We start from the raw sequence: 12685 nt of genomic DNA on the forward strand, positions 1-12685 counted from the left end.
AGCGCCGGATATCCCCTTGATGCAGCTATCGGATTCGTTTCAACGCCTTAGCTGCGTGAAGACTTCCCGGTCGGAGGCTCGATTGACTCACTTCGCCAATCGGAACAAATAAAGAACGTATCAGCTTAAAGGACGGCTGAAAACCCTGAAGGAGCAACAATTCTGCCGTGGCCAACCATGCCCTCAATCCCGTGCTTGCCGAGCTTCGCGAGCGCATTGGCCAGCTTGAAGGCGGGGTCGCTCGCGCCCGCTCCGTGCTGCCCTTTGCCGTTCCGGAGATCGACCGGGCCTTGCCGGGAGGAGGGCTGGCCATCGGCGCACTGCATGAGGTTGCCGGCGGGGGAGGCGGCACGGTCGACGGTGCGGCTGCCGCGCTGTTTTCCGCGGGCGTCGCCGCCCGGACGAAGGGTAAGGTCTTGTGGTGCATGACGCGCCCGGACCTCTTCTTCCCGGCGATCTCGCAGGCCGGCCTTCATCCTGACCGGGTCGTTTTCTGCGAAAGCGATCGGGAGGTGGAGGTGCTGTCCTCCATGGAGGAGGGGCTGTCTTTCGGCGGTCTCTCCTGCGTCGTCGGCGAGCTCGTCCGCCTGTCGATGACAGCCTCGCGCCGCCTGCAGCTCGCGGCGGAGAAGACCGGCAGCATGGCGATCGTGCTGCGGCGCTGGCGGCGGCAAAACGAGGCGTCGGACTATGGGCAGCCGACGGCCTCAACCACACGCTGGCGCATCAGCACCTTGCCGTCCGAGCGGTTGCCGGTGGCCGGCGTCGGGCGGGCGCGGTGGCTGGCGGAACTGATGCGCGTCAAAGCAGGCGAATGCGCCGAATTCGAAATTGGAGCCCCTGATGACACGGGTCGTATCTGTCTACTTCCCACATCTGGCGACAGAGCGGATCAGACGACACGCTGGCGAAGCCTTGCCGGCTGACAAGCCGCTCGTCGTGATCGCGCGGCGTGGATCGAAGCGCTGGATCTCGGCTGCCGATCCGGCTGCCATGAAGCTCGGGCTGCGCGTCGGAATGCCGGCGAGCAAGGCGCAGGCCATGGTCGCCGATCTCACGATGGTCGATGCCGCACCGGCCGAAGATGCGGCCGCGCTCGAGCGGCTCGCGCTCTGGGCGCTTCGGCAATATAGCCCGGTGGTGGCCATCGATGGCGCTGACGGCCTGGTCATCGACACCGAGGGCGCCGACCATCTCCAGGGCGGCGAGGATCTCCTCATCACGGGCCTGGTCAATCGGCTGCGTGGCCATGGCCTGACAGCAAGAGCGGCCGTCTCGGATACCTGGGGCGCCTCGCACGCGATCGCCCGGCTGATCTCGGCGGAGGCGACCGTGGTTCCGGTCGGCAATGTGGCGAAAGCCGTGGTCGACCTGCCGATCCTCGCCTTGCGGCTTCCGGCCGAGACGGTCCAGGGCCTTCGGGTTCTCGGCATCGATACAGTCGGCCAGCTTTCCGCCATGCCGCGTGCGCCGCTCACCCTGCGCTTTGGGGCAGACCCAGCACGCCGGCTCGACCAGTTGTTCGGCCGGATCGCCGAGCCGATCGAACCGATCCGCACGCCGGAACTGGTCGAGGTGTCGAAAAATTTCGCGGAGCCCATCGGCGCGGCGGAGACCATCGCAAAATATGTCAGGCGGCTGGTCGATCAGCTCTCGGTCAAGCTGGCGGAGAATGGCCTTGGGGCGCGCCGCTGTGACCTTGCCATCCACCGGGTCGACAATACGCGCCAGCATCTTCGCGCCGGTCTCGCCAAGCCGGTGCGCGATCCAGAACGCTTGTCGAAACTGCTCTGCGATCGGATTGAGACGATCGATCCTGGCTTCGGCATCGAGAAGCTGGTTCTGGTGGCGGTCTTCGCCGAGCCGCTGGAAGAACGGCAGGTGGTCTCCTCGCTCATCGAGGAGGAGATTGCCGATATCACGCCCCTCGTCGACATCCTCGGCAATCGCGGTCATCGATTGTTCCGGGTCGCGCCGGTGGCCTCTGATGTGCCGGAACGATCGGTGCGGCGAATTCCCGCGACAGCGCCCGATATCGGTCAGATCTGGGCCAACAAATGGCCTCGGCCGTCGCGGCTGCTCGCAAACCCCGAGCGGATCGACGTCATGGCGCTCCTGCCGGACCAGCCGCCGGTCGTGTTCACCTGGCGCGGCAAAAGGCGAAAGGTCGTTCGCGCCGACGGCCCGGAACGGATCTTCGGAGAATGGTGGACGCGGCCGCGCGAATTCCAGGCCGTCAGGGACTACTTCGTGGTCGAGGACGAGCTTGGCGAGCGCTACTGGGTTTATCGTGCCGGCGACGGCATAGATCCGGAGACCGGCTCCCACCTGTGGTTCCTGCATGGGGTGTTCGGATGAAATACGCCGAGCTTCAGATCACGACGCATTTCTCGTTTCTGCGTGGAGCGTCCAGCGCCGACGAGCTGTTCGCGGCCGCGGCCGCGCTTGGTATCGACGCTCTTGGCGTTGTCGATCGCAACAGCCTCGCCGGCATCGTGCGGGCTTGGGAGGCGGCGAAGACGACCGGCGTGCGCCTTGTCGTCGGATGCCGGCTCGATCTCACCGACGGCATGTCGATCCTGGTCTATCCCATGGATCGACCGGCCTATTCACGCCTGACGCGGCTGCTGTCGCTCGGCAAGGCGCGCGGCGGCAAGGGCAATTGCCTGATCGATTTCGCGGACCTCTCCGAGCACGCCGCCGGCATGATCGGCGTGCTGGTCCCGGATGAGGCCGACGAGACCTGCGCGGTGCAACTGCGCAAGATGGCCGATCTCTTCGGTGATCGCGCCTATGTGAGCCTATGTCTGCGCCGCCGGCCGAACGACAAGCTGCGTCTTCACGGCATCGCCACGATGGCGGCGCGCCACAGGGTCAGGACCGTCGTCACCAACGATGTGTTGTTCCACGAGCCTGGCCGCCGCCAGCTCCAGGACGTCGTGACCTGCATTCGCACGCGCACCACCATCGATGATGTCGGGTTCGACCGCGAGCGCCATGCGGACCGATTCCTGAAGACGCCGGAGGAGATGCACCGGCTATTCGCCGACTATCCCGAAGCGCTGGCCCGTACCCGCGAAATCGTCGAGCGCTGCAAATTCGATCTCAAGGAGCTTCAGTACCAATACCCGGAAGAGGCCATCGTGCCCGGTCTCGATCCGCAGCAGTCGCTGGTGAAATTTACTTGGGAAGGCGCAGATGTGCGCTACCCCGAGGGCGTGCCGGAGAAGGTGCGGAAATCCCTGCGCGACGAGCTGGAGCTGATCCGGACGATGAACTACGCGCCCTATTTCCTCACGGTGTTCTCCATCGTCCGCTATGCCAGGTCGAAAGGCATCCTCTGCCAGGGACGGGGATCGGCCGCGAACTCGGCTGTCTGCTACTGCCTCGGCGTGACGTCGATCGATCCCGACACGAATGATTTGCTGTTCGAGCGTTTCATCTCTCAAGAGCGGGACGAGCCACCCGATATCGATGTCGATTTTGAACACGAGAGGCGGGAGGAGGTCATCCAGTGGATCTATGAGACCTATGGCCGGAGCCGAGCGGCCCTATGCGCGACAATCACTCGATACCGCGCCAAGGGTGCGTTGCGTGACGTGGGCAAGGCGCTCGGTCTCCCGGAAGACATGATCGGGCAACTCTCGTCGGGGATATGGAGATGGTCGGATGGCCTTTCCGAAAGCCAGTTGAAGGAGAACAATCTCAACACGGCCGATTACCGGCTGAAGCTGACGCTGGAACTGGCGCAGCAGCTCATGGGCGCGCCGCGCCATCTCGGCCAGCATCCGGGTGGGTTCGTCCTGACCCATGACCGGCTCGACAATCTCGTGCCGATCGAGCCGGCGCGCATGGACGATCGCCAAGTCATCGAATGGGACAAGGACGACATCGAGGCGCTGAAGTTCATGAAGGTCGATGTACTTGCCCTCGGGATGCTGACCTGCATGGCCAAGGCCTTCGCGTTGATGGCCGAGCACAAGGGCGATGTCCGCGATCTCGCTTCCATCCCTGCCGAGGATCCGCGGACCTATGCGATGATCCGAAAGGCCGACACGCTGGGCACTTTTCAGATCGAGAGCCGGGCGCAGATGTCCATGCTTCCGCGCCTGAAACCCCGCACCTTCTATGATCTCGTCATCCAGGTGGCCATTGTCCGACCGGGGCCGATCCAAGGCGACATGGTGCATCCCTATCTCCGCCGGCGAGAGGGCAAGGAGCCGGTCGAATACCCGACGCCCGAGCTGGAGGCTGTCCTGTCGAAGACGCTCGGCATACCGCTGTTTCAGGAGAGCGCCATGAAAGTTGCCATGGTCTGCGCCGGCTTCACCGGCGGCGAGGCCGACCAGCTCCGCAAGTCGATGGCGACGTTCAAGTTCTCCGGCGGCGTCTCGAAGTTCAAGGACAAGCTGGTCGCCGGCATGGTCAAGAACGGCTATTCGGCGGACTTTGCGGAACGGACCTTCAGCCAGCTTGAGGGATTTGGAAGCTACGGCTTTCCTGAATCTCACGCCGCCAGTTTTGCCTTGGTCGCCTATGCGTCGAGCTGGGTGAAATGCCATCACCCCGATGCCTTTTGTGCCGCACTCCTCAATTCGCAGCCAATGGGATTCTATGCCCCTGCTCAGATCGTCTCCGATGCGCAGGCACACGGCGTGGAGGTCCGGCCGGTCTGCATCAATGCGTCCCGATGGGATTGCACGCTCGAGGATACCGGCGACGGTGACAAGAAGGCTGTCCGCTTGGGTATGCGCATGGTGAAGGGTCTTTCGACGGCCGACGCTGCCCGGATCGTGACGGCGCGCACCGACGAGCCGTTCTCTTCTGCCGATGACGTCTGGCGCCGCTCCGGCGTTCCGACGGCCGCGTTGGTGAAGATGGTGGAGGCGGATGCGTTTCTGCCATCGCTACAGCTTCAGCGCCGGGACGCGCTTTGGGCGATCAAGGCCCTGCGTGACGAGCCGCTTGCCCTTTGGACCGCAGCCGCTGAGCGCGAAGCCCGCCAGGTTGCTGAAGCACAAGAGCCCGACGTGCATCTGCCGTCGATGAAGGCGGGGCATGAAGTTGTCGAGGACTATTCCCATATCGGATTGACCCTCCGTCAGCATCCGGTTTCCTTCCTCCGCGAGGATCTTCGCCGGAAGCGGATGGTGACCTGCGCCGAAGCAATGGCTGCGCGAGACGGTCAATGGCTGATGAGCGGTGGGCTCGTGCTGGTGCGCCAGCGTCCGGGCTCGGCCAAAGGTGTCATGTTCATGACGCTCGAGGATGAGACGGGCATCATCAACGCGGTTATCTGGCCGAAGGTGTTCGAGCGCCAGCGCCGGCTCGTGCTCTCCAGCTCGATGTTGGCGATCAATGGAAAGATCCAGCGCGAAGGCGACGTGGTGCATCTGGTTGCGCAACGTCTGTTCGATCTCTCTGAAGACCTCGGCCGCCTGGGCGAGCGAGACGAGCAGTTTCCCTTGCCCCACAGACGAGGGGATGAGTTCGCCCATGGCAATGGCGCGCCGGATCCGCGTGATCGGCCAAAGGCGGCAGTGTCGGCACGTGAGATATACGTGCCGGACTTGCTGATCGATCGGTTGAAGGTCAAGAGCCGAAATTTCCATTGATCGCCCACACCCAGATATGGTTGATTGGCAGAGGGTTAGATGCGAATGCGCGCTGTGTCGTCCAAAATCTCAATGTCCACGCCGAATTTTCCGCAGTGCTCCCGAAATCGCTGGAGAATCCTTTCCGCGTCGTGACCGTGGGCAAGCTCTGGTGCGAGGCGCTCTTCCAAAGCTTCGCTTTTCAAGGCTTCTGCGCCACCGATGACGACCGGGTGAAATGACAAACCGGCCAACTGGCCATTGTCGTCGAACGAGCACAGGCCAATCACACTCTCCCATACTTCACGCGCCCGCCATTTCGATTTCACGGATTTCACATGGAAAATGAAGTTGCCGAGACTGTAGAAGATCGGCCGCCCGCGGTAGATTTCGACCGGCTGAAGGACGGGAGCGCCATGGCTCACGAACATCACCGCCCCCGCGTCGATGCATTTCTTCGCAACGGCACCCACCCATTCAGCCACCTGATACCAGTCCGCGGCCCAGTGATGGTGGTGCAGGTAGGCGATGACAAGGCACCCTTCTTCGGCCGCTGACGCGATCGTGGCGAGATTTCGGGAGAGGGAGTCTTCGTCGATTTTGACGTTTCGGCCGAACCGGTCGGAACGCCTGAATATCGCGCGAGCGATGCTCAGCTCAGTCTCTGGATCGACATGCGGCGTGTCGTCAGGCTGGCTGTCATTGGCGAGGTCCATCGCTGTGTAGCCAACATTGTCACGGACCGTGCGCAACTGCTCGAAAGCGTCGGCGTCGACATCGATCACCTTCGACAACTTCAGCCGGTTAACGCCGGGGCGTTCAGGGCGACCGATGGAAGCATCCGCGGCGTACATGAAGTCAGGCCCCGGTCCCCCGTCCATGGCGACAAGGGCCACCTTCCGCCTGCCAACCGAACCCTTCGCTGCGCGGGACGCCGCCGTCCGGTTGCGCCCGATGCCGGCGTGAAGGAAGCCGCGCCTTTCTACCTCCTCCAGGGTGGAAAGGACGCCGGAGGGGCCGAGGTCGAATGCATGATTGTTCGACAACGCAAGCCCTTGAAAGCCAAGCGCCTGCAATGCGTCCAGAACATTAGGCTGGCTGCAGCCGAATACCGCGCCTTTGAGCGGCCATCCTCCGTGGCTGCCGAGTATCGTGCTTTCGAAGTTCGTGAAGGAGAAGTCGGCTCGCCGTAGCACCTCCTGGACCTCCCGGAATCCTGCTGTGTTGATGTCGCGGGTATCGTGTTTGATGAGAGATTGACCGGTAACGGCGATTGTGAACGTGTTTATCATGTCAGACCTTTCGTCGCTGCGCATGGGCGCCGCGTGCAGGTGGATGGAACGAAGTTGGGGGATGCCCGACTTTCCGCGGCATTGCCGAAGTCAGTGCGTGAAACGCTTTGGCCGTGCGTCAATCAGGCTGCGTGTGTACGGGTTTTGCGAGCGTGAGAAGATGAACTCGGAGGGACCGGCATCTTCCACTTCGCCATCCTTGAAGATGTAGATTGAACTGCAAAGCGCCTGCACAAGCGCCAGATCGTGCGAGATGAAGAGCATCGAAATCCCTCGCTCCGCCACATTCTCCTTGAGAAGCGCGACAATCTCCGCTTGCACGGATACGTCGAGTGCTGACGTGGGTTCATCGGCAACGATGATCCGCGGGCCGGCGAGAAGGGCGCGTGCGATGCAGATGCGCTGCTTCTGTCCCCCCGACAGTTGGTGCGGATATCGGCCGAGAAGGTTATGGGCCAGTTGGAGGCGATCCATCATATTGACCACATCCTGCCTCGGGTCGCCCGATTGGCGGCTTCCGAACCGGACACTTTCCCGCAGCGTCTCTCCAATCGACATGCGTGGGTTTAGCGAGACCGCCGGATCCTGGAAGATCATCTGGACCTCACCGAGCAGACCGCTCCGATAGCCGGGCCGGGAGATGTCGAACCGCCTGCCGTCGATGTCGAGATTGCCGCTGCTGGCGGTCTCCAGCCCGGCGATGATCCGGCCGATCGTGCTCTTGCCGCTGCCGCTTTCGCCGACGATGCCGGTAATTGCGCCGCGCTCCAGCACCACCGAGACGTCGCGCAACGCCGATTTGCAGACGTTCCTCTTGAACCAGGCAAATCCGCCGGAGAAGGTCTTGGCGACGCCCCGGGCGGCGAGGATGGGCTGCGTATCGGTCTCGGCGACATGCTCCGCTGGATTGTCCGACAACCGCAATCTGGGAACGGCGGCGAGAAGGCTGCGGGTGTATGTGCGCTGTGGGGCGTCCAGTACCGATGCCGTGACGCCGTGTTCCACAACCTTGCCGTGGCGCAGGACGACCACTCGATCGGTTATATCGGAGACAACGCCCATATCGTGAGTGACAAGGATGATCGATACGCCGGTCTCGTCGACGAGTTCGCGCAGGAGCGCGAGGATTTGCTTTTGCACCGTCGCATCGAGGGCGGAGGTCGGTTCGTCGGCGATGATGATATCGGGTGCGCCGGCAAGCGCGATTGCGATCACAATGCGCTGGCGCTGTCCGCCTGAGAACTGGTGGGGGTAGTTGTCATACCGTTCACGTGCATCCGGGATGCCGACGCGAACAAGCAAATCGAGGGCCATATCCCGCGCTTCCTTGCGCAGGGTTTTGTCATTGTTGGCGAGGATAGCTTCTTCAACCTGGGGGCCGACGGCCATGAGCGGATCGAGCGATGCGGTGTGATCCTGGAAGATCGCGGATATCCGCCGTCCCCTGATTTCGGCCCATTGGTGTTCGTCCATTCCATCGAGCGTCTTGCCATCGAAGAGGATGGTGCCGGCCGTTCGCTCGAAATCTGCGGCAAGAAGACCAAGGATGGCGTTGCCAAGCGTCGACTTTCCCGCGCCGGACTCGCCGATCAGACCAAGGACTTCGCCGCGTTGCAGGCTGATGCTGACATCGTGAAGGATCGTCGTGGCGCCGGCTGGAGTGCGGTGTTTCAAGGTGAGATTGCTGACCATCAGCAAAGGATCACGCGTGTTGTCATGCGCCATGGGAACGCCTCCTGGGATCCAGCCGGCGCCGCAGGTCTTCGCCGACGAAGTTGATGCTTGCGATAAGACCGAACAGAGCAAGGCCCGGGAAAAGGCTGATCCAGTATTGGCCGGTCAGCAGGTACTGGAAGCCGTTTGCGACGGTGGAGCCGAGCGACGGCTTGTCGATCGGCACTCCGAGTCCGAGAAAGGAGAGGGTGGCTTCTAGCGCGACGGCATGGCCGAGTTCGATCGGGATCAGGGTGATGGCCGGGGCGATGCTGTTCGGAAGGAGGTGACGAAAGAGAATGCGATGGGTCGGCAGTCGCAGGAGCCGGGCCGCATCGAGATACGGCTTGCCGATCTCGCTGAGCGCCACCCCACGCGCAAGTCGGGCATAGGTTGCCCATTGCACGATGACGATTGCAAGGATGATGCGGTCGACGCCGGGACCGAGCGTGACGATCGCGATGAGGGCCACCAGGATGGTGGGCAGGCTTAGCTGGAGATCGACGATGCGCATGATAAGGGCGTCTGCCCACTTGCCGAAGTAAGCGGCGCTGACACCGAGCGTCAGCCCGATGAAGGCGGCAATCGCCGTGCTGGTGACCGCAACGAGAAGACTCAGGCGCAGGCCATAGAGTATGGTGCTGACGATATCGCGCCCAAGTCCGTCCGTTCCGAGCAGATAGGCGTAGCCAACGCCACTGACGGTTCCTGGTGGGGACGAAGCTTCCCACGCCTGGATCTGCAGCGGGTCATAAGGGTTTTGCGGCGCGATGAACGGTGCTGCGAGCGCCAGGAGAACGTAGGCGGCAAGCAGCAGCAATGAGAGGCTGACGCGGTGTTGCCACGGATACTTCCACAATGTGCGAAGTGTTTCGGCCTTCATGAGTTCCCCTTTCAAGCGGAAAGGCGCACGCGCGGATCGAGCGCGGCATAGGTGAGGTCAACGAGGGCGTTCAGCCCGACGAAGGCGACGGCGACGAAGGCTAGGGTTGCCATCACGACCGGCCGATCGAGAAGCTGGATGGAGTCGATCAGAAGCTTGCCGACGCCGGGCCAGGCGAAGATCGTTTCCACCACCACCGCGAAGGCCAGCATCCCGCCGAACTGCATGCCGACGATGGTCACGATGGGAATGCTGATGTTCGGCAGGGTATGCCGGAACAGGACCCGCCGCGCTGACAGGCCCTTTGCCCGGCAAAACCGGATGAAATCCTGGCTTTCCACCTCAATAGTGCCCGCCCGCGCCAGTCGCGCGATAAGCGCGATCTTCGGAATGGCAAGGGCGAGGGCAGGCAGCGCCAGATGGCTGAGACCGTCGAAGGTGAGAAAACTCCACTCCCGGCCGAGCAGCGAGACTGTCTCACCACGGCCGCTTGAGGGAAACCAGCCCATGGCGAGTGCGCCGAGGAGGATGAGCATCATGCTCAGCCAGAAGGAAGGGATGCTAAGCGCAAACACGCTCGCGTTCAGGACGATGCGGTCAAGCAATCCCCCTTGCCGCCGACCGGCCAGAAGCCCGAGCAGAGTGCCGCACGGTGCGGCAATCAGCATGGCCGTCGACGCGAGTTCGAACGTTGCCGGCAGCTTGCTCATGACAAGCGAAAAGGCCGGCAGATGGTAGATATAGGACGTCCCGAAATTTCCGGTGACGACGTTGCCCATGAACAGGAAATACTGCCACCAGAGCGGCTGATCGAGGCCGAGGGCAATCGTCGCGTTGCGGATGTCCTCGGCGGTGGCTGTTTCGATGTTGACGATGTTGAAGACGGGATTGCCCACGCTATGGATACCGGCAAAGCCGATCACCGACATGACGAGGAGGAGGAGGAAGGCTTGTGACAGCCTTCCAACGATGGTGGTCATCATGGCAGTCCCCCTCACTTACCCGAGGGTACGGCCTGCATCGCGGTCGTCCAGCCGCGCGGATGCACGGCATAGGAGCCGACCTTCTCGCCATGTCCGACGATCAGATGGAAATGGTAGAGCGGGATCATCGGATAATCTGCCATGACGAACTCCGTGGCTTCGGCGATCGCTGCATTCCGATCGGGGCCTTCATCCATGGCCATCGCCTTTGCCAGCATCTCGTCGAATGCCGGGTTCCGGTACTTACCGTAGTTGAGCGATCCCGTGCCCGCTTCGTTGTCGGAGGAGCCAAGGAGCGCTCCGAGGCAGAAGGTCACCGCCTCGCCGGAGCATCCGCCGTACCAGACCGGATAGTCGCCGTTGGACCGCTTGGTGGCGAATACCGAGAACGGCGCCACCTCGGGCTGAGCACTTACCCCGATCCTTGCCCAGTTCTGCGCGATAGCCTGCAGGGACTCGCCGTCACCGGGGTACCGGCCCGCCGGGCCGGCGAGCACCACCTTGAAGCCATCGGGATAACCGGCTTCAGCGAGAAGTGCCTTTGCCTTCTCATAGTCCGGGGGCGTCACCTTCAGGTTTGCCGACGTTCCGGCGAGGCCGGTCGGGAAAAGCTGGGAGGCCGCGGTGCCATAACCGAGCAGGATCCTGTCGGCGATGAAGGCGCGGTCGGTGGCCAGCGTCAGGGCCTGCCGCACACGCTTGTCCTGGAAGGGATTCTTGATCTCGCCACCCGCCTTGTCGGTCAGCCCAGGCGGCTTCTCTCCGCCGGTGTCGAACTGCAGGAAGTTCGAACGGGCGGCAGCGGCGCTTTCCACCTTCACGCCGCGCTGTTCGAGGCCCTCGACGTCGCGTGCCGGGATGGAGTCCGCAACGTCGACGTCGCCGGTCGCCAATGCTGCCACGCGTGCGGCAGGGCTTTCGATGACGCGGAAGGTGACGTTCGTCCAGGCCGGCGTTCCGCCCCAGTAGGCGTCGTTCCGCTCCAGGTTGAGCGTTTCACCTGATTGCCAGCTCTTGAACTTGTAAGGGCCCGTCCCGACCGGCCGCGCGCCGGCATTGAGATCCTCGGTCGTTGCGAAGCCATCCGCCTTGTGAGGCATGATGAAGATCGGGGTCATCAGAAGCGGCAGGGTGGGAATGTCACTCGTCGTCTCGATGACGACGGTCAAGGGGTCCGGCGCCGATACCGACTTGATTGCCTGCGTATACGACTGATAGCCGCCGCTCGGCGGCTTGAGGAAGTCCCGGATGCGCTCGATCGAGTAGATCACGTCCTGGGCCGTGAAAGGCGAGCCGTCGTGGAACTTGACGCCTTCGCGCAGCTTGAACTCCCACTGCGTTTCCGAGAGGCGCTTCCAGGATGTCGCGAGCCGCGGCACAGGGTTCATCTGTGCGTCCTGGGTCACGAGACGCTCGTAGATATGGGAAAGGAGGGAATTGTTCTCGCCGAGATCGGCATAGTGCGGATCGAGTGTCATCAGCTTGAACTGCGTCCCGATGCGCAGATCTTCCGCCATGGCGGCGCTCTCGAGAAAGCCCGCCGATACGGTCGCGGCGAGTGCCGCGGCAAACACTGTCGAGCGGAATTGATGCAGAAATGGCATTGCGATGGTCCCTCCTTGGTTTTTTGCGCCCGGCCTGCCGAGATGAAGGGCTTCTTCACCACACGCGTTTCCGCTCCCGTTGAACGAATTCAGTCGTCGCAAAGGGCAGGTGGGCGAGGTTGTGATAGCTTTAGATCCGGCTTCTTATCTGCAGCGGCTGCATGAAGATGCGGACATTTGTGGAGAGGAGGTTTCCATGGATGATTGCAGGCAAAGTTCTGCTAATCTCAGAATCAGCCATGATCCGAGCTCCTACCAGCTTGATTATGGTCAGGTCAGATTGCGTGCTCCAACACGCCATCTGGCCGCTTGCATGATAAGACCTACAGGAAGAGCCCATGACATGCAACATAAATCACCATCGTATGGTGATATGAAGCCAATTCAGTGCAGATTGGCCCGCACAGCATTGGGCTGGGGAGTTGTCGACCTTGCCAAGGCAGCAGGGGTCTCAACGCAAACCGTAGTTCGGCTCGAGCGCGGGGAGGAGTTGCGCGAAACGACGCTCGCACGGATTCAAGCGGTACTTGAGGACGCAGGAATAGAGTTCATTCCCGCGGACGGCGGTGGTGTGGGCGTTCGCTTCCGAAACCCGTCCTGAGCTTTAATTGCCATC

9 protein-coding genes are annotated in these 12685 nt (G+C 62.4%); 4 read left to right on the forward strand and 5 right to left on the reverse strand.

Annotated features, from left to right (window positions below; all coding sequences use genetic code 11):
* The first annotated feature begins 167 nt into the window (after positions 1-167).
* From AABQ55_RS37350 to AABQ55_RS37360, 3 genes are read left to right on the forward strand one after another with little or no spacing between them, the layout of a single operon-like run.
* Complete coding sequence (locus tag AABQ55_RS37350) at positions 168-926, forward strand: ImuA family protein (protein WP_242224947.1); 759 nt, start codon at positions 168-170, stop codon at positions 924-926.
* Positions 844-2358, forward strand: a complete 1515-nt coding sequence (locus AABQ55_RS37355; protein ID WP_242224950.1) for a Y-family DNA polymerase — start codon at positions 844-846, stop codon at positions 2356-2358. The genes AABQ55_RS37350 and AABQ55_RS37355 overlap by 83 nt, the downstream gene beginning before the upstream one ends.
* The gene (locus AABQ55_RS37360; RefSeq protein WP_242224952.1) at positions 2355-5615 is read left to right on the forward strand and encodes an error-prone DNA polymerase; all 3261 of its coding nucleotides are present in this window, start codon (positions 2355-2357) and stop codon (positions 5613-5615) included. Before AABQ55_RS37355 ends, AABQ55_RS37360 begins: the two co-directional genes overlap by 4 nt.
* A 35-nt stretch (positions 5616-5650) precedes the next feature.
* On the opposite strand, the gene AABQ55_RS37365 is transcribed toward AABQ55_RS37360, so the two are convergent.
* The 5 genes from AABQ55_RS37365 to AABQ55_RS37385 form a co-directional block, all read right to left on the reverse strand.
* Positions 5651-6886 (reverse strand): CapA family protein, encoded by a 1236-nt coding sequence (locus tag AABQ55_RS37365; RefSeq protein WP_242224954.1) that lies wholly within the window; start codon positions 6884-6886, stop codon positions 5651-5653.
* 90 nt (positions 6887-6976) lie between these two features.
* Positions 6977-8611 (reverse strand): dipeptide ABC transporter ATP-binding protein, encoded by a 1635-nt coding sequence (locus AABQ55_RS37370; protein WP_242224956.1) that lies wholly within the window; start codon positions 8609-8611, stop codon positions 6977-6979.
* The gene (locus AABQ55_RS37375; protein WP_242224957.1) at positions 8601-9482 is read right to left on the reverse strand and encodes an ABC transporter permease; all 882 of its coding nucleotides are present in this window, start codon (positions 9480-9482) and stop codon (positions 8601-8603) included. Before AABQ55_RS37375 ends, AABQ55_RS37370 begins: the two co-directional genes overlap by 11 nt.
* 11 nt (positions 9483-9493) lie before the next feature.
* Complete coding sequence (locus tag AABQ55_RS37380) at positions 9494-10465, reverse strand: ABC transporter permease (RefSeq protein ID WP_242224959.1); 972 nt, start codon at positions 10463-10465, stop codon at positions 9494-9496.
* A gap of 11 nt (positions 10466-10476) precedes the next feature.
* Positions 10477-12069 carry an ABC transporter substrate-binding protein gene (locus AABQ55_RS37385; protein ID WP_242224961.1) on the reverse strand — a complete coding sequence of 531 codons (1593 nt, stop codon included), beginning with the start codon at positions 12067-12069 and terminating at the stop codon, positions 10477-10479.
* Between the two features lie 373 nt (positions 12070-12442).
* Here AABQ55_RS37385 and AABQ55_RS37390 point away from each other — a divergent pair, with 373 nt between their 5' ends.
* Positions 12443-12670, forward strand: coding sequence for a helix-turn-helix transcriptional regulator (locus AABQ55_RS37390; protein WP_242225027.1), 228 nt, complete (start codon positions 12443-12445; stop codon positions 12668-12670).
* The last annotated feature ends 15 nt before the right edge of the window (positions 12671-12685 follow it).

This window comes from Shinella sp. WSD5-1, assembly GCF_963942435.1.
GTDB classification, from domain to species: Bacteria; Pseudomonadota; Alphaproteobacteria; order Rhizobiales; family Rhizobiaceae; genus Shinella; species Shinella yambaruensis.

Excerpts from the sequence above, each read along its gene's own strand:
- AABQ55_RS37355 (WP_242224950.1), top strand. The coding sequence starts at position 844 with ATGACACGGGTCGTATCTGTCTACTTCCCACATCTGGCGACAGAGCGG.
- AABQ55_RS37360 (WP_242224952.1), top strand. The coding sequence starts at position 2,355 with ATGAAATACGCCGAGCTTCAGATCACGACGCATTTCTCGTTTCTGCGT.
- AABQ55_RS37365 (WP_242224954.1), bottom strand. The coding sequence starts at position 6,886 with ATGATAAACACGTTCACAATCGCCGTTACCGGTCAATCTCTCATCAAA.
- AABQ55_RS37370 (WP_242224956.1), bottom strand. The coding sequence starts at position 8,611 with ATGGCGCATGACAACACGCGTGATCCTTTGCTGATGGTCAGCAATCTC.
- AABQ55_RS37375 (WP_242224957.1), bottom strand. The coding sequence starts at position 9,482 with ATGAAGGCCGAAACACTTCGCACATTGTGGAAGTATCCGTGGCAACAC.
- AABQ55_RS37380 (WP_242224959.1), bottom strand. The coding sequence starts at position 10,465 with ATGATGACCACCATCGTTGGAAGGCTGTCACAAGCCTTCCTCCTCCTC.
- AABQ55_RS37385 (WP_242224961.1), bottom strand. The coding sequence starts at position 12,069 with ATGCCATTTCTGCATCAATTCCGCTCGACAGTGTTTGCCGCGGCACTC.
- AABQ55_RS37390 (WP_242225027.1), top strand. The coding sequence starts at position 12,443 with ATGAAGCCAATTCAGTGCAGATTGGCCCGCACAGCATTGGGCTGGGGA.